Consider the following 17,572-nt stretch of genomic DNA (forward strand, 5'->3'; position numbering starts at 1 on the left):
CGCGTGAACACGACCGCAACCAGCGCAGCCACTTCAACCAGCGCAACCAGCGCAACCAAGAGGTCGGCGATCTCCAGCGGATGGCTCTACCTGATCCTGAGCATCGGGTTCATCGCCGTGATCGCGCCGTTCGTCTGGATGATCCTCGGCAGTTTCAAGGGCGAGGGCGAACTGCGTCAGGTACCGCCGACCTGGTGGCCGCAGTCGCCGACCCTGGACAACTACCGCGATCTGTTCGACAAGCAGAACTTCCCCCGGTACTTCCTCAACTCGACCCTGGTCGCGGTCGTCGTCACCGCCGGCAACCTCGTCTTCTGCTCGATGCTGGGCTATGCCTTGGCCAAGCTGAACTTCGGCGGCAAACGGGTGGTCTTCGGGCTCGTGATGGGCACGCTCATGGTGCCCGGCATGGTGACCTTCGTGCCCTTGTTCGTGCTGGTCGCCAACCTCGGCATGGTCGACTCCTACCCGGGCCTGATCCTGCCGTTCCTGGTGACGCCGTTCGGGGTCTTCCTGATGCGCCAGTTCATCGTCACGTTGCCGGACGACCTGCTCGACGCCGGCAGGGTCGACGGAGCGAGTGAACTGCGCATCTTCCGGCAGATCATCCTGCCGCTGTGCGGGCCGGCGCTGGCCACCCTGGGCATCCTGACCTTCCTCGGCAGCTGGAACAGCTTCTTGTGGCCCCTCGTGGTGGCACAGACCCAGACCCACTACACCCTGCCGGTGGCCCTGGCGCTGTTCTCGACCGGGCAGAACCAGGTCAACTACGGCCTGCTGCTGGCCGGTGCCACCGTGGTGGTCGCGCCCGTCCTCGTGGTCTTCCTGATCTTCCAGCGCCGGTTCATCGAGGGCATCGCCACCACGGGCATCAAATGAGATCGTCACTCAGCGAGGAGAACCGGACATGACCGCCCTACCCGAGTCTGCTGCCCCAGCGGCGAGCGTGGACACCGCGGCGCGGATCGATTGGGAGGCCCGGGTCTCGCGACCGAGTGATGCTCGGGTGCCACTGCACGTCGGGATCCCCGAACTGCCACCCCCGTCAGGGCTGACCGCGGTCGCTGGGGTGGGTCACGTCACCCTCGACTGGGAACCGGTTCACGGTGCCGTCGGCTACCTGGTTCATCGGGCGCCGTCGGCAGCCGGTCCGTTCACCCCGGTGGACCACCACGGTGGCGACGTGCTGGCAGTCCCGTTCGCGCCGTATCTGGACACCACCGGAGAGGTGGGAGCCGAGTATTGGTACGCCGTCGCGAGTCTGGCCGAGGTGAGCGTCGTCGGCGACCTGGGTCCGTCGGTGCCGGCCCGTTCGGTGCCGTCCCCGGGGACGCCGCCGCAGGTACAGGTCACGGTGCCTACTGGCGAGGCCGGGACGCCGCTGGCCCGGCCGTGGCAGCACATGATCGGCAGTGAGCGTCTGTCCCAGCTGCTGTCGCCGGCGCTGTCCGGCGGGCGGGTGATCGGTGAGGAGCTGCGGACCGCGCTGAGCCGGGTGCACGACGAGATCGGCGTCCAGACCGTGCGCGCGCATGCCATCTTCCACGACGACACCGCCGTGCTGCGTTCGGTCGGTGCGCCCCTGATCCACGACTTCTCGATCGTCGACCGGATCTACGACGCGGTGGTCGAGATCGGGCTCGAGCCGGTCGTCGAGCTCGGCTTCATGCCGAGGGATCTGGCGTCCGACCCCGAGCGCACCGTCTTCGCCTACCGAGCCATCATCTCCCCGCCCTCGGACTACAACCGCTGGGGCGAGCTGGTGCGTGCCTGCGCGCAGCACCTGGTCGACCGCTACGGCCGGGAACGGGTGGTGCACTGGGACTTCGAGGTCTGGAACGAGCCCAATCTCGAGGTGTTCTGGTCGGGCACCCAGCAGGAGTGGTTCCACCTGTACGACGTGACGGCGGCGGCGCTGAAGAGCGTCGACGACCGGCTCGCCGTGGGCGGCCCGTCGTCGGCGGCCGCGGGGTGGGTCGACGACCTGCTGGCGCACTGCCAGGTGTCGGGGTCGCCGGTGGATTTCGTCTCCACCCACACCTACGGAAGCCCTCCGCTCGACGTGCGGCCGACCCTGGCCCGGTACGGCTTCGATCGGGCGCGGATCCTGTGGACCGAGTGGGGCGTGACACCGCGACACTTCGACCCGATCAACGACTCGGTCTTCGCCGGGGTGTTCCTGCTGCGGGGGATGCGGTCGGCAGCCGGACGGGTCGACGCCCTGTCGTACTGGGTGGCCAGCGACCACTTCGAGGAACTCGGTCCACCCCCACGACTGCTGCACGGAGGCTTCGGGCTGCAGACCGTGGGCAACCTGCCCAAGCCCCGCTACCACGCGCTGCGGTTGCTCTCCCGGCTGGGCGAGCAGGAGCTGCCGGCGGTGATGACCGGGGACGGCGCCGGCAGCCTGGTCGAGGTCTGGGCGAGCCGGGGCGATGACGGGCGCATCGCCGTCCTGCTGTGGAACCTGACCCTCGATCAGACCAAGGCCGCGGGGGCGGCGGCCCTCGAGCGCCGGGTCGAGCTGACCCTGCTCGGCGTCGAGGGCGAGTGGCGGCTACGCCAGACCCACCTGTCGGTGGGCCGGGGCGATCTGGTCGCTGCCGTCACCGGTCTGGCGCTCGGTGATTGGCCCGTGGACGACGCCGAGTGGGCGCAGCTCGAGGCTGCCGTCCAGCTGCCGGTGACCGAGTCGACCGTGACCGCACGGGGATCGCTCGACCTGGAGCTGACCCTGACCATGCCCGCAGCCACCTTGATCGAGCTCGAACCCGCCTGAGCGCATCTCACTGCGCAGCGCACAGGCCCTTCACTCGGCTGGAGTGAAGGGCCTGATTGCTGAGGTGGGTTGAGTGCGCCGACACGGCCGGGCGGGTCAGTGGGTCCCGGTGACGGTGGTCTGGGCGGGGCGGGGGTGACGGTTGCGCACCAGCAGCAGGATTCCCGCCACCGTCACGGCGGCGACGGGCAGTGCGAACCCGCTGTCGGTGACGGCGAGGGCGGCCAGCAGCGCGCCGACGAACCCGATACTGATCCGGCCGGTGAGCAGCCGCTGGGCGTGGATGTGGCCGTCGGCCTGCGGCAGGAACAGCCAGGCCAGGCCGTAGAGCGAGACGCCGAGACCACCGAGGAACGTCAGCACGATGAAGGCGACGCGGACGACGATCGGGTCGAGGTTCCAGCGGCGGGCCAGACCGGAGGCGACGCCGGCGATCATGCGGCCGGAGCCACGGGTGGTGCGGACCACACCGGCGCTGCGGATCGTGTCGAAGAACCGTGCAGCGGGCGGGGTCACCGGGTGCGAGGTCACGGGCGGCGGGGTGAACGCCGGGCCGGTGGAGCCGGTGGAGCCGGTGGAGTCGGTCGACGGGGCGGCGGGGGCGGAGCCCCAGGACGGCTGCTCGTCGGAGTCGATGGTGAGGGTGGTGGGGGCGGCGGGGGTCTCGGTCGTTGTCATGACTCCACTCTCGTCACCCGAGGCGTTGGGCGGATCAGGTGCCGACCCCGGCCGCACCCTGAACCGCCCCTGACCGCAGGTCGGGGACATCCATGACGCCGATCTACCGAGGGGAGGGGGGATCCCGGTCGCTCCCGTGCTGTCGGCATCGCACCAGAATCGTCACAACTGGGCCGGGCGACCCCGCGAGCCGTCCGCGGGGCCGGTTCTGACGAATCTGGTGCGATGGGTACGCCAGCTCGCGAAGGAATGCGCACTCCTCCACGGTTCCGTACTTGCGTTGTCAGCTTCATGCCATGAACGCTAGATCGGATTCTCGGCATAAGAAGATCCGCAGATGCGGTTATCATCATCCGGTGACCAGCTTCCGGATCCGCCAAGCCGCCGAGCTGCTCGGCGTCAGCGACGACACTGTGCGTCGATGGGCCGACCACGGCCGACTGGCCACCACGCGCGACGGGTCCAACCGCCAGGTCGTCGATGGTCGCGTGCTGGCTGCGTTCGCCGAGGAGTTGGCCGCTCAGGCGCCACCCACGACCAGTCGGACGGTGGCGCAGTCCGCCCGCAATCACTTCCGCGGCCTGGTCACCAAGGTCATCAAGGACACCGTGATGGCCCAGGTCGAGATCCAGGCCGGGCCGTTCCGGGTGGTCTCCCTGATGAGTCGGGAGGCGGCCGACGACCTCGGGCTCGAGCCCGGGGTGCTCGCCGTGGCGAGCGTGAAGTCCACCAATGTCGTCGTGGAGATCCCCGACGAGTAAGCGTTCCTGTCGTCCAACTCTGGGAGCTCTGGGTGTCTCGTTCGGAGTCACGTCCCTTCGTCCTCACCCTGGCCGCCGCCTCGCTGGTGCTGGCCGGCTGTGGCTCGTCCTCATCGGCGTCTGCATCGGGCGCCGTCCAGGGCTCGATCACGGTGTTCGCCGCGGCCTCGCTGACCGAGGCCCTCACCACGCTGGGCACGAACTTCCAGACCGCGCACCCGGGCACCACGATCACCGTCAACTTCGGCGCCAGCTCTGCCCTGGCCACCCAGATCACCCAGGGTGCGCCGGCCGACGTGTTCGCCTCGGCGTCCGCCACGACCATGGACCAGGTGGTCACGGCGAAGGCGGCCGCGAGCCCGAAGACCTTCGCGGAGAACGTCATGCAGATCGTGGTGCCGTCGAGCAACCCAGCCGAGATCACGCAGCTGTCGGACCTGGCCGAGCCGGGCGTCAAGGTGGTGCTCTGCCAGGTGGAGGTGCCGTGCGGCTCGACCGCCGCGAAGGTCTTCACCAACGCCAAGCTCAGCGGTGAAGCCGGTCTCGCAGGAGGCCGACGTGAAGTCGACCCTGTCGAAGGTCACCCTGGGGGAGGCCGACGCGGCGCTCGTCTACGTCACGGACGTCCGGGCCGCCAACGCCAAGAACAGGGGCAAGGTCACCGGCATCGAGATCCCGGCCGCGGTCAACGCCTCGACCAGCTACCCGATCGCCCCGTTGACCAGCTCGAAGAACCCCGGCCTGGCCTCGGCGTTCGTCGACTACGTTCTGTCCCCGGACGGCGCGGCGGTGCTCACCGCCGCAGGCTTCGCGCGGCCGTGACCCGCTCCGTCGGGACGCCGCGCACGCCGTGGCCGATCGCTGTGCCGGCAGCCCTCGCGGTCGCCTTCCTGCTCGTGCCGCTGCTCGGCATGCTGCTGCGGGCGCCCTGGCGTGACCTACCCCGGATCCTGGTCGAGACCCAGGCCGTCGATGCGCTGCGGCTGTCGCTGATCTGCGCGACCAGCGCCACCGCGATCTCGCTGGTGCTCGGGGTGCCGTTGGCGTGGGTGCTGGCCCGCTCGACCGCTCCCGGGCTGCGGTACCTGCGGGCACTGGTGACCCTGCCGCTGGTGTTGCCGCCGGTGGTCGGCGGGGTCGCGCTGCTGCTCGCCTATGGGCGTCTCGGCGTCGTGGGACAGTACCTCGACCGGTGGTTCGGGGTGACGGTGCCGTTCACCACGGCCGCCGTGGTGCTGGCCGAGACGTTCGTGGCGATGCCGTTCCTGATCGTCAGCGTCGAGGGCGCCCTGCGTAGTGCGGACGCCGGGCTGGAAGAGGCTGCAGCCACCCTCGGTGCCCGACGGTTCGCCACCTTTCGGCGGGTGACGCTGCCGCTGATCCTGCCCAGCATCGCCGCCGGCAGCGTGCTCTGCTGGGCACGAGCCCTGGGTGAATTCGGCGCCACCATCACCTTCGCCGGCAACCTGCCGGGGGTCACGCAGGCCATGCCCAGCGCGGTCTACCGCGCCTTCGAGACCGACCCCCCGGCCGCCATCGCGTTGAGCCTGGTGCTGCTCGCGGTGTCCGTGACGGTGCTGGTGCTGTTGCGTGATCGCTGGCTCCGGCCGGGGACGACGCTGTGACCCAGCTGGACGGTGAGCAGGTAGGTGCCGGGCTGGACGCCGAGATCCGCGTCCGGCGCGGTGAGCTGACGGTGCAGGCACACCTGCAGGTCGAGGCCGGGCAGATCCTGGCGGTCATCGGCCCCAACGGCGCGGGCAAGACGACGCTGCTGCGCTGCCTGGCCGGGCTGCTCGCGATCGGCTCGGGCCGGGTGCGGGTGGGGCAGGCGGTCTGGGACGACCCCGCCGGTGGGGTGTTCGTGCCGGCCACGGACCGCCGGGTCGGGGTGGTGTTCCAGGACTACCGGCTGTTCCCGCACCTGTCGGTGCTCGACAACGTCGCGTTCGCCGACCGCTCGCGAGGACTGCGGCGTGCTCCGGCGCGCGAGCGGGCGGGCGCCGTCCTGGATCGCCTGGGCATCGGCGACCTCGCGGGGCGGCGTCCGGCGCAGCTGTCGGGTGGTCAGGCCCAGCGGGTCGCCCTGGCCCGGGCGCTGGCCGCCGAACCGGCGCTGCTGCTGCTCGACGAACCCCTGTCGGCGCTGGATGCGCGCACCCGGCTGGAGGTGCGCGGTGAGCTGCGCCGCTACCTGGCGACGTTCGCCGGCCCCACGATCCTGGTCACCCACGACCCGCTCGAGGCGATGATCCTGGCCGACCGGATCCTCGTGCTCGAAGCCGGCCGCACCGTGCAGGAGGGCACGCCAGCAGCCGTGGCGCGGCGTCCGGCCACCGACTACGTCGCGCGGCTGGTCGGGCTCAACCTGTACCGCGGCGCGCTGGCCGATCGCGCCACCCGGCGGGTCGACCTGGACGACGGCAGCAGCCTGTATGCCGCGGGAAGCCGGCCGCACGAGGTCGAGGAGGCCGCGGTGCTGCCGATGCCCGGCAGCCGCATGCTGGTCGCGCTGGCGCCGACGGCGATCTCGTTGCACACCCACGAACCGGACGCCGGGTCGGCGCGCAATGTCTGGTCCGGCGTGATCACGCATCTGGAGCTGCTGACCGACCGGGTGCGGGTCGGCGTCGAGGGCCACCCGGACGCCCTGGTCGACATCACGCCCGCTGCGCTGGCCTCGCTGCAGTTGGACGTCGGCCGGCAGGTGTGGCTGACCGCCAAGGCCACCGAGGTCATTGCCTACCCGGCCTGAGCCGTGGCGAACGCGACAGGAACGTGCACGGATTGCCTGATCACCAAGGTTGGGGGGCGTGGCGGTCAATCGGGGCGGTCGAGCTGCCGATGGGTACGGCAGGAGACCGCCCGCGGAAGGACCCGCCATGACCAGCACGGACACTGCCCGGCACCGCGACGAGCCCGCTCGACGCACGCGGGGGAAGCGTCGGCGGACCATGGTCGTGTCGCTGCCGATCGCGCTGCTGGTGAGCAGCGCGGTGGTCTACGAGGCCTCGAATGCGGCGTTCACCGCCTCGACGAGCAACGGGACGAACCAGTGGTCTTCGGGCACCGTGGTGCTGGCGGACGACGACACCGGCTCGGTCATGTTCTCCGCGACCAACCTCGGCCCCGGCGACACCGACACCAAGTGCATCAACGTCACCTACACCGGCACGTTGGCCGGCGCGGTGAAGTTCTACCTCGGCACACCCACCGGCACCCTCGGGCAGTACATCGACTTCACGGTCGAGCAGGGCAGCGGTGCCACCGGCGGGAACACCTTGTCCTGCACGGGCTTTGTCTCGGCCACGACCTTGTCGTCCGGTGGGGACACGCTCGACACCTTCGCCGCGGCCCACAGCAGCTTCGCGACCGGCGTCTCGAGCTGGTCGCCGACCGGCGCCGCGTCCGAGACCAAGAGCTACCGCATCACCTACACGCTGCAGAACTCCAGCAGCGTGATGGGTTTGAGCGCCTCGGCGATGTTCACCTGGGAAGCCCAGAACACCTGAGCAGGATTCGATGGTGCAAGAGTTATAGAACTGTGGCATGGTTGACGCCAACAGTTCTATAACTCTCGAGGTGAGGGCATTACCGAGGTGGCTCTGGCGTCCGGTGGCGTGATCGAGACCTCCGGCGCGCCTGGTGTGGTGGGTCAGCGGTACATGGCGGCGCCGTCCGCGCGAGGGCGGTTCGGTGACTACGGCGGGCGGTTCGTCCCCGAGTCGTTGGTCGCGGCGTGCGCCGAGGTCGAGGCGGCATTCCGGGATGCCTGGGCCGATCCGGCGTTCCGGCGCCAACTCGATCAGCTGCGGGCCGAGTATGTCGGACGGCCCACGGCACTCACCCCGGCCTGGAACCTGTCCGCCGAGCTGGGTATCACCCTGCTGCTCAAGCGAGAAGACTTGGCGCACACCGGGTCCCACAAGATCAACAATGTATTGGGTCAGGCGTTGCTGGCCCGGCGCATGGGGCGCACCCGGCTGATCGCCGAGACCGGCGCCGGTCAGCACGGCGTCGCCACGGCCACGGCGGCGGCGCTGTTCGGCCTGAGCTGCACGGTCTTCATGGGTGAGCGCGACCTGGAACGTCAGGCGCTGAACGTGTTCCGGATGCGCATGCTCGGCGCCGAGGTCATCCCGGTCACCAGCGGCAGCCGAACCTTGAAGGACGCCACCAGTGAGGCGATGCGGCACTGGGTCGGCGTCACCGATACGGCCTACTACTGCATCGGCTCGGTGATGGGGCCGCATCCCTATCCCTGGATGGTCCGCGAATTCCAGCGGGTGATCGGTGACGAGGCCCGCAGTCAATGTGCCCGAGTGCTGGCGGCGGCTGTTCCCACCCATGTGATCGCCTGTGTCGGTGGAGGTTCCAATGCGGCGGGCAGCTTCGCCGGGTTCGCCGACACCAGCGCCGAACTCATCGGGGTCGAAGCCGCCGGCGGCGCCGCGATGGGCGACGGTCGGGACGGCGTCCTGCACGGCTATCGCTCGCGGGTGCTGCAGGACGAGGACGGCCAGATCCGCGAGGCACACTCCATCGCCGCCGGGCTGGACTACCCGGGCATCGGCCCGGAGCACGCCCACCTCGGCGACATCGGCCGCGCCCGCTATGTGAGCGTGACCGACGAGGAGGTGATCCCGGCACTGACCCGGTTGGCCCGCACCGAGGGCATCCTGTGCGCGCTCGAGTCGGCGCACGCCGTGGCCTGGGTGTTGCGCGCGGCCGGTACCCCGGAGTTGCCCGCCGCCTCGACCGTGTTGCTCACCCTGTCGGGCCGGGGCGACAAGGACATGCCAGCCCTGATGCAGCACCATGAGCAGCAGGGGGAGCGGTCGTCATGACTGTCGAGACCGTCACCACCATCACGCCCGGGCGCGTCGAGACCCGACTGCGCGCCGTCCGGGATCGGGGCCGTGCCGCCCTGGTGCCCTATGTCATGGGAGGCGTCAGCGCGAACTGGACCGACCACCTGGTCGCCTACGCCGACGCCGGGGCCGACGCTGTCGAGATCGGGTTGCCGTTCTCGGACCCGATGCTCGACGGGCCGGTGATCCAGCAGGCCGGCGATCGGGCGCTGGCCCGCGGCGCCCGGCCGGACGCCGTCCTGGCCGAATTGGCCACCGTGAGCGGCCGGTTGAGCGTGCCGACCATCGTGATGACCTACGCCAATCTCGTGTTCCACCCTGGCGCGCAACGGTTCTGCCGGCAACTGGCCGACGCAGGCGTGGCCGGGCTGATCGTGCCGGACGTGCCGTTCGACGAGGTCGACGATCTGGAGTCGGCGGCCCGGGAGGCGGGTATCGAGCTGGTGCAGTTGGTGGCGCCGTCCACCGATCCGCGACGCTCCGACGAGATCTGCCGACGCAGCCGCGGCTTCGTCTACGTCGTGGCCACCATGGGCACCACCGGGGTGCGCGAGCGGCTCGACCCGGCCGCCGCCCGCGTCGCGGCCCAGGCGCGGCAGGCGACCGACCTGCCGGTGCTGATCGGCTTCGGCATCTCGACGGCGAGTCAGGCCGTCGAGGCCGCGCGGTCGGCGGATGGGGTCGTCATCGCCTCGGCGCTGATGCGTAGAGTGCTGGACGGCGCCACCCCGGACGACGTCGCGCGCGAGGTGTCGGTGGTGCGCCGGGCACTCGATCACTCACGGCAGGACGGGAATGCAGCCACGCGAGCCGAAATACCGCACGATCGCGGCCGACCTGGCCGCGGCGATTCGTGACGGCGTCCACGAGCCGGGCCAGGCGCTGCCCTCGCAACGTGACCTGAGCGCGGCCTACGGGGTCACGCTGGCCACGCTGCGCCAGGCGTTGCAGCTGCTGCAGGACGACGGGCTGATCAGCCAGCAGCCCGGGCGCGGCACCTTCGTCAGCGAGCCCCGCGCGGCCTACCGTCTCGACAGCTTGCGCGGGCTGGAGGAGGACCTGGCTGCCCAGGGCCAGCAGCTCGCCACCGAGATCCTGGTGCACGAGCTCGTCATACCTCCGCCGGATGTCGCAGCGCAGCTCGGCTTGGCCGGCGCCGCTGGCCCGCGTGCTCGTTCGCGTGTCGCGACAGTGCTACGGCTGGAACGGATCCGGCTGATCGGCGGGCGGCCCGCCGTCCACCAGATCTCGTGGGTGGGCGAACCGGGGGCGCACCTGCTGACCGACGTCGACCTCAGCGCGCGCTCGCTCTATGCGGCTCTCGCCGAGGTCGGGGTCGTGGTCGAGGCAGCCGAGGAGGTGCTACGGCCCGGGGTGCTCGCCGAGCCCGTCGCCGGCCTGCTGCGCCGCGCGCCGGGGGAGGCGTTGTTCTGTTCCGAACGGCTCAGCATGACGGGCGACGGTCTGGCGGTCGTGCTCGACCAGGCCACGATCCTCGGGTCGGCGATGGAGATCCGCACCCGTCGGGTGGCCGACGGGGTGTCGTTGCAGTGGACGCGCCCCGAGACCGGCCGGGCGTGAGCCGGCAGGTCACGTCACGCGGACCACGAACGACGGCGATACCGCCCGGACGAAGCGCTGCTGGGTCTGCAGCACCACCCGGTAGACCTGAGAGCCCCGCGTTCCGCCGCGGGCGTCGGCCCGGGCCGTCAGGACGAAGGGCGAGCCGCTCGCGCGGGTCTGCACGGTGAGCCACACCCCACGGGTACGGCGCTGCAGCTGCAGGCGGGGCAGATAGCCCTGGATCACCACGGCGGGTGCATAGAGGTACGTGATCCGGCCGGTCACCCTGACGGTGCCGGTCAGCTTCGCCGTCGGTGTCGCGGCGCGGGCCGTCAGCTGGACCACGTAGTGCAAGGGGGCGAGGGCGCCGGCGTAGAGGGGAGCTCCCTGTTGGGCCCGGACCCCGGGGACCGTCGCGATGAGACAGACCGTCGGACCGCCGCGCGGGTCCATCGACATCCGGTAGCGACCGTCCGCGTCGGTTCGTACGGAGGCGCGCGCCGCCTGCGCCGTGCAGAAACCTTCTGGTTCGGCTGTCAGGGCAACCCCGCTCAGCGGTTTGCCGGTCTCGCTGTCGGTGAGGCGCCCGGTGACCTGGACGACCTTCTGCCGCCGGATCGGATCAGGGGTCACCGCGATCGTCAACGCGGGGAGGTGACGTCCCACGACGGTCACCGAGGGGTAGTCGACCCCTTCGTGCGGCGCACAGAACGGCAGGTTCTGGCTCACGGCCGAGCTGCCCGGGGTCAGGACGCATTCCACGCGCCACGTGCCGCGGGAGGCCGAGGCGAAGTGGAAGGTACCGCGCCAGACGCCGTCGCGACGGGTGCCGGACACCAGACTCAGGTTCACCCACTCGAAGAAGGTCAGCGGGCCGCCCGGACGCCCGCCGTCGAGCACCACGTTCGCGCCGACGGGGCTGCCGGGCAGGTCGGGGTCGTAGTCGGGGCTGGCCAGATCCAGCTCGAGGGTGACGGAGCCCCGCTGCAGACCCGACAGCTCGAGGTGGTCGGTGGAGAACCGCATCGCGGTGACGGTGGCGGGCCGGGGTTCCGCCGTCGCGTCGGCGACAGCGGGCGGCATCGCCGCCGGGGCACACAGCACAGCCGCGAGGAGCGGGACCACGAGACGGAATCGCTGGGAGATCATCGCGATCACCTCAGGGTCAGCCTGCTCCGGGGGTGGGACTCGAGGTGGGGACGTTGGTCTCTCTGTGTAGTCGATGGCTTCAATGCGTGATGGAATCGGCGTCGAGCCCGGGTGCCGCGCGATCACCGAGCTGGTCGGTGTGTCCGAGCAGCCCGACTCCGATCGGTAGCCGTAGCACCAGGGCGGCACCGATGTGTACTGCCACGGCACCGCCCGCGAGCGCTCCCGCCAGGAATCGGAGGGTACGCGGCGGGCCGATGTGATGGACGGAACTGCGCTCGCCGCCCACCGCGCGGCATCAGCGGCATCATGAGAACGCTCAGATCAAAGAGGGACTCGAGGCACTCGACGATCACGGGCGTCAGGTACCGGACCGGCGGGGCGGCCGAGGAGATCTCCAGGCTGTTTCGGCACGACCCCGGGGGGTGACGTGGCCGGATCGACGAATGCTCAACCCGAGCGCGCTGCGGCCGGGTCGGGCACGGCCGGGTGGCGTGACGTGGCCGCCAAGAGCCGTCCCCCGCAGGCCATCGGGTTGGTACGCGAGCGCCTGATCTCGGTCACCGCTGTGCCGGTGCTGTTCGTGGTCGCTGCTGCCGGCCACGGCAAGACCACGCTGCTCGGCCAGATCGCCGCTCGGTTCGACGGGCAGGTGGCGTGGTATCGGGCCGACTCCTCCGACCGTGATCGCGCGACGCTCGTGGCGGGGCTGGTTCGCGTGATCAGCGCGGCCGCGGGAATCGAGGACCTGCCTGCCGACCTGCCCGCGCTCGCCGAGGTGATGGCCGGGCTGGGCGAGCGTGGTGCCGGGCCTCGTTGGTTGCTCGTCGTCGATGATGTGCACGAGGTCTGGGGCAGCCTCGCCGAGCGAGAACTGGCGCGGTTCATCGGCCAGGCCCCGGCGGGATTGAGGATCGTGGTGGCCGCACGCCGCGTGCCGGGAATCGACCTGGACGACTTGAAGATCACCCGGGACGTCGCGGTCCTCGAGGCCGACGACCTGCGGTTCCGTTCCTGGGAGGTCGAACGGCTCTACCGCGACATCTATCACCAACCCCTGCCGCCCGAGGACGCGGCCGATCTGTCCCGGCGCACCGAGGGCTGGATCGCCGGGCTGGTCATGTTCCACCTCGCCACCACCCACCACTCGCCGGTGCAGCGCCGCCAGTCTCTCGCTGGGCTGGGCCGCGGTTCACGGTTGGTCCGTCGCTACCTGGTGCGCGAGGTTCTCGGTGAGCTGCCCCCCGCGTTGCGCCACTTCCTGCGGCGGACCAGCGCACTCGGCGTCCTCACCGCAGAACTGTGCGATGCCTTGCTGGATACCACAGACGCCGCTGAGGTGCTCGAGGCGCTGGAGCAACGGTTGCTGTTCATCCACGTCGATCGCAGTGGTGAGCGCTATCGCTATCACCAGGTGCTCGCCGACCACCTCGAACTGGAACTCACCGACGAGCTCGGGCCGCGGCAGGCCCCTTTCTGGTACCGACGCGCCGCACGGGTGCTGTTGCACGCGGGCGAGGTCCGCGCCGCCTTTCGCGCGTTCGCGCGCGCCGAGGACTGGGCCGCCGCGGAGAGGTTGCTCCAGACGAGCGGCGAACAGATCGTGACCGATGGTGGGCCGGCCACCGATCTGTTACCCGCGGAACTGAGTCGGCACGACCCGTGGCTACGGCTGGCCGAGGCCCGCCGGCTGCGCGGCCGCGGCAGGTTGCAGGCCGCGGTCGAGGCATATCGTGAGGCCGCCGAGATCGCCGAGGACCCCGATCTGGTGGATGTCTGCCGCGCCGAGGCCCGGGCGACGAGTTTGTGGTTGCCCGGCGCCGTTCCACCGCCGCAGGATCCGTTCGGCATGCTGCGGGCCGCCACGATGCGACACCCGTGGCAGCACCTCGAGGCACTCGGCGCCCGGAGGGACGTCACGTCGATGCTCGCGGCCGGCGTGGTGGCCGGGCTGTGCGGAGACGCTGAACGGGCCGAGAGCCTGCTGCAGACCGCCTGCGAACACCCTGAGGCCACGGATGCCACCGTGGCCACGGCGACCTGTGCGCGAGCGGGCCTGCGCTGGCTGTCGAGGACGGTGCCGGTGTCGGAGTCCGATCTCGAGGACGTGGTGCAGGCCTGCGAGTTGTCCACACCCTGGCTGGCACGTATCGCTCGAGCGCTGCTGGCTGCCTGCCGGGGCGAGCTGGCCAGCCTGTCCTTGCTGCGGATCAGCGCGGACGCCGATCAGGACCGCTGGGGGGCTGGGCTCGTGGCGCTGGTGCAGGCTGTGGCCGACGGCCACCGACAGGCCTATCAGGACGCCTGCACCGCCCTGGCCGTGGTCGACGCCCCGGTCGTGGAGCTGTGGGCGCGCAGCCTGGCTGCCGCCGCACACCCGCCGGGTGAGGCCGGGGTCGACCTGGTGCGCGAGGCCCGATCGCTCGGCGTGCGGGATGTGCCGCAGATCGCCGCGCGCTGGCGGGGCGGCGTGGCCGAGTCGCCTGCCTCAGCCGCGGGTCACCAGGTGGTCATCACCGACGAGCCTCTGCTGACGCTGCGGTTGTTCGGTGGGTTCGCCGTGGCGGTGCGCGGCGAGCCGGTCGATCTGGGCGGGGTCCGCCCCCGGGCGCGGGCGGCGATGCACCTGCTCGCCCTGAACGCAGGTCGGTGGGTGCACCGGGATGTCCTCGCGGATGCGATCTGGCCGGACGCCGGTGGGGAGGCCGCGTTGCGCAGCCTGCAGGTGGCGCTGTCGAGCCTGCGCACCGAGATCGCCAAGATCTCGGGTGGGAGCCCCGTGGTGCCCGCCCGGCGTGGGGAGAACTACGGCCTGGTCGTACCCGGACCGATCCACAGCGACGTGATCGGCTTCGAGGCGGCGCTCACGGCCGCTCGCGAGGCGCGCGGGCGAGCCGATGCGCCCGCCGAGCGTCAGGCCCTGCAGCGCGCCGGGCAGCTCTACGTCGGCGACCTGCTGCCCGAGGCGGGGCCGGCCGAGTGGGTGCTGGCCGAACGAGATCGGCTGCGCCTGGCGGCCGCCGATGCCGCCTGCGCCCTGGCCGTACTCCAGGGCGGCGCGGGCGAACTCGAGGGGGCGATCGAGCAGGTCCGCCGGTGCCTGCGGTTGGACCCCTACCGAGACGCTGCGTGGCGCCTGCTGGCCCGGCTGCACGACCGGGCGGGCGATCCCGCGGCAGCGCAGGCCGCCGTCCTGCAACGTCGACGGGTGATGGCCGAGTTGGGCATCCCGCTATCGGGTCGTGGGCCTGTCACGCAATGAGTGTCACCTCCACCCGCCAGGCCAGATGTGCCGGCGCCACGAGCGCGACCAGCCGAGACAGCAGCGCGGCGTCCGGTGCGTTCTGTCCGGCCGGGACGATGACGTGCACCACCAGTTCGTCGGGTCCGGTGCGTGGTGGCCGCGCCCCGGCCTCGGCCGACCACGTGGTGCTGCCCGGGTCGTCGAGCTGGGGGGTGATGCCGGTCGCGAGTTCGACCAGCTCTCGGACGGCGAACGCCGTACCGCGCCAGGCGTGGAGCTCGGCTGCCCTGGCCACGAGCAGCCGGCGGCGCTCCTGCGGCCACAGTGCGGCGTCCGGCAATCCCACCCACCCCGCGAGCCACGTGAGGACGTCGGGTGGGCTGAGCGCCGGGTGCAGGTAGGCCGGCAGGCAGTCGAGGGTCGCCAGCACGGGGGCGAGCACCTCGTCGAGCGCGGCGCACATCCGCTGAGCCAGGTCGTCCTCCAGGAACAGGCTGGGCAGTCCCGCCCCGATCGGGTGTGGGGAGATCAGCCCGGGCACGTCGCGTCGTCCCGAGCGGGCGCCCGTGGGAGCGCTCACTGGACTCTCACCTGATGCAGGTGTGAGTGCACCAGCGCATGGGGTGCCAGGTCGAGGCGGGACACCGGCTGGTCCCCGCGGCGGCCGTCCTGCAGCCTGACCGGGAAGAGCAGGACCTCTTCGACCGCGGCCACGCCCGGCGCATCGGCCAGCAGGCCGGCGAGTTCGAAGGCCGGCAGGCTGCGCCCGAACGGCCATCCGGTGCCCTCGGGCCCGCCGTCCAGCGGGGACAGGTACCGGTACAGCAGCTGCAGCAACAACTCCCGCAGCTGCGTGGCGTCCTGCGCTCCCGGAGCCCGGCTGACCCGGGCGACGACGGTGACCCCGACATAGTCGGGCGGCCCCACGATCAACCGGGTGCCCACCAGCCGTCGGGGCTCGAGGTGCTCGGCGATGCGGCGCAACAGATCGTCCGGAGGGCGCGAGATGTCCTGGTAGGCAAGGCGTCCGTGCTCATCGGCAGGTACCCACGGTACGACGACGAGCCGAACGTTCCCGACGTCTGCGGCGCCGGGTCCGGCCGGTACGCAGCGCACCCGGGCGGCGTCCGGGGCGACCTGGCGAGCCAGCTCCTCGAAGTCGTCGGCGGTGACGGCCCGGCCGCCGGCGCGCAGCTCGAGCGGGCCGCGCAGGCGAACCTCCGGCATCGTCTCGCCGTCGATGCCGCCGATGGCCGGGTGGCGGTTCTCGACCCGTGCCACATACGGCACGCTCGTCTTGAGCACTCGGATCGTGCCCCGGGCGACGTTGCCGCGACGCCCCCCGCCGATGCGGTAGGCCGACAGACGCAGCCGGGAATCCTTGGCCGGAATGGCGCCGAACTGCCGAGTCGACCCGTCGGGACGGCGCACCATCGGCCCGAACTCGACCGTTCCGCCGGAGCGGTCCAAGCGGTAGTGCCGGTCGTCGGGCCCGGACGCCGCGAAGTCGTGGACCGGCGTCCAGGTCTGCACTCTGCTCTCGGTGACGACGTCGAGCAGCCCCTGGTGCTCCCAGGGCAGCACGGGGGCGTGGCCGAGAGCGAACCGTTGCCCCGGGGCACCATCGGATCGGCCCAGCATCTCGTCGTGAACCGTCTCGGCGTTCACCACGTCGACCGTGCCGCCGATCGTCATCGCCTGCACCGAACGGATCTGGGGGCTGGTGCGGTAGGCGCGACCGGTGGAGTTCTCGATCACACGGCAGCGCAGCCATCCGCCGCGTGCCCTGGCCTTGGCCGACAGGGTGTGCTTCGCCGGGACGTGTAGCACGACGTCGCCGGGGCGGTTGAGGCCACCGGTGTGGTCTCGATCGACATCGCAACGGGTCCAGTCCGTTCCGGTCCACGCCTCCCACACCAGCGGCGGGTCACGCGGGTCGATGCCCGCCCCGCCGACCGGACAGTCGAGCCGAAGGAGCACGGCGCAGGACGGCACGGCATCCGACAGGCCGAACAGGACGGCATCACCGACCCGGGGCGGATCCGAGAAACACTCCACGGGCTCTCCGGCGGCGCGCTGAGCGGTGCGCGAGGTTTCGGTGACGCCGTCCCAGGTGGCCAACTCCGCCAGTGAGCACGGCACGATGCTCAGGTCCTCGGCCGTGCTGAACACGATCGCCTCGTCGGTGTCGGTGCGCGCGGTGGCCACCTCGGTCTCGGCGCGCACCAGGACCGGGGCCGGTTGGGCTGCCGACAGCCAGAACGTGGTCGTGCCCCGGGCCGCGGTGGGCGGGAACGGACGCACCCCGAGCAGGTCCAGGAACGCCAGGTAGTGACGGTCGGGGACGCGATTGAGGCGATAGATCACCTGATCGACCATCTGGGCGAACGCCTCGATCAGGGTGACCCCGGGATCGGACACGTTGTGGTCGGTCCACTCCGGACACCGTTGCTGCACCAGGCGTTTGGCTTCGTCGACCAGGGACTGGAAGTCGCGGTCGTCGAGATTGGGTGACTCGAGCACCATG

The 17,572-nt window shown here is 71.1% G+C and carries 14 protein-coding genes; 10 read left to right on the forward strand and 4 right to left on the reverse strand.

Translation table 11 applies throughout. The features are described from left to right. The first annotated feature begins 138 nt into the window (after positions 1-138). Together IPK24_19115 and IPK24_19120 are read left to right on the forward strand one after the other, a co-directional pair. Complete coding sequence (locus tag IPK24_19115) at positions 139-879, forward strand: carbohydrate ABC transporter permease (protein ID MBK8077617.1); 741 nt, start codon at positions 139-141, stop codon at positions 877-879. Positions 880-946: 67 nt separating this feature from the next. After that, a complete protein-coding gene (locus IPK24_19120; protein ID MBK8077618.1) occupies positions 947-2,779 on the forward strand; it encodes a xylan 1,4-beta-xylosidase in 1,833 nt (610 codons plus the stop codon). 96 nt (positions 2,780-2,875) lie between these two features. On the opposite strand, the gene IPK24_19125 is transcribed toward IPK24_19120, so the two are convergent. Then, positions 2,876-3,457: a PspC domain-containing protein gene (locus tag IPK24_19125; protein ID MBK8077619.1), complete on the reverse strand. Its 582-nt coding sequence runs from the start codon at positions 3,455-3,457 to the stop codon at positions 2,876-2,878. Between the two features lie 356 nt (positions 3,458-3,813). Here IPK24_19125 and IPK24_19130 point away from each other — a divergent pair, with 356 nt between their 5' ends. From IPK24_19130 to IPK24_19160, 7 genes are all read left to right on the forward strand, one after another. Then, complete coding sequence (locus IPK24_19130; protein ID MBK8077620.1) at positions 3,814-4,218, forward strand: TOBE domain-containing protein; 405 nt, start codon at positions 3,814-3,816, stop codon at positions 4,216-4,218. A 383-nt stretch (positions 4,219-4,601) separates the two neighbouring features. Then, on the forward strand, positions 4,602-5,843 hold the full coding sequence (gene modB, locus IPK24_19135) for a molybdate ABC transporter permease subunit (protein ID MBK8077621.1): 1,242 nt from the start codon (positions 4,602-4,604) through the stop codon (positions 5,841-5,843). 32 nt (positions 5,844-5,875) lie between these two features. Further along, positions 5,876-6,973, forward strand: coding sequence for an ABC transporter ATP-binding protein (locus IPK24_19140; GenBank protein MBK8077622.1), 1,098 nt, complete (start codon positions 5,876-5,878; stop codon positions 6,971-6,973). Between the two features lie 199 nt (positions 6,974-7,172). Then, positions 7,173-7,730 carry a hypothetical protein gene (locus IPK24_19145; protein MBK8077623.1) on the forward strand — a complete coding sequence of 186 codons (558 nt, stop codon included), beginning with the start codon at positions 7,173-7,175 and terminating at the stop codon, positions 7,728-7,730. Between the two features lie 153 nt (positions 7,731-7,883). Beyond that, positions 7,884-9,065, forward strand: a complete 1,182-nt coding sequence (gene trpB / locus IPK24_19150) for a tryptophan synthase subunit beta (GenBank protein MBK8077624.1) — start codon at positions 7,884-7,886, stop codon at positions 9,063-9,065. Then, on the forward strand, positions 9,062-9,946 hold the full coding sequence (locus tag IPK24_19155; GenBank protein MBK8077625.1) for a tryptophan synthase subunit alpha: 885 nt from the start codon (positions 9,062-9,064) through the stop codon (positions 9,944-9,946). The genes trpB and IPK24_19155 overlap by 4 nt, the downstream gene beginning before the upstream one ends. Further along, the gene (locus IPK24_19160; GenBank protein ID MBK8077626.1) at positions 9,885-10,670 is read left to right on the forward strand and encodes a GntR family transcriptional regulator; all 786 of its coding nucleotides are present in this window, start codon (positions 9,885-9,887) and stop codon (positions 10,668-10,670) included. Before IPK24_19155 ends, IPK24_19160 begins: the two co-directional genes overlap by 62 nt. 9 nt (positions 10,671-10,679) lie before the next feature. On the opposite strand, the gene IPK24_19165 is transcribed toward IPK24_19160, so the two are convergent. Then, entirely contained in the window at positions 10,680-11,801 is a 1,122-nt protein-coding gene (locus tag IPK24_19165) for a hypothetical protein (protein MBK8077627.1), read from the reverse strand. A gap of 430 nt (positions 11,802-12,231) precedes the next feature. Here IPK24_19165 and IPK24_19170 point away from each other — a divergent pair, with 430 nt between their 5' ends. Further along, a complete protein-coding gene (locus IPK24_19170) occupies positions 12,232-15,063 on the forward strand; it encodes a winged helix-turn-helix domain-containing protein (protein MBK8077628.1) in 2,832 nt (943 codons plus the stop codon). Here the strand turns inward: IPK24_19170 and IPK24_19175 are convergent. Both IPK24_19175 and IPK24_19180 read right to left on the reverse strand, forming a co-directional pair. Beyond that, entirely contained in the window at positions 15,053-15,508 is a 456-nt protein-coding gene (locus IPK24_19175) for a phage tail protein (GenBank protein MBK8077629.1), read from the reverse strand. The genes IPK24_19170 and IPK24_19175 overlap by 11 nt on opposite strands. A 113-nt stretch (positions 15,509-15,621) precedes the next feature. Beyond that, complete coding sequence (locus IPK24_19180; GenBank protein ID MBK8077630.1) at positions 15,622-17,571, reverse strand: putative baseplate assembly protein; 1,950 nt, start codon at positions 17,569-17,571, stop codon at positions 15,622-15,624. Position 17,572: the final 1 nt, after the last annotated feature.

Source organism: Kineosporiaceae bacterium (assembly GCA_016713225.1).
GTDB lineage: Bacteria > Actinomycetota > Actinomycetes > Actinomycetales > Kineosporiaceae > JADJPO01.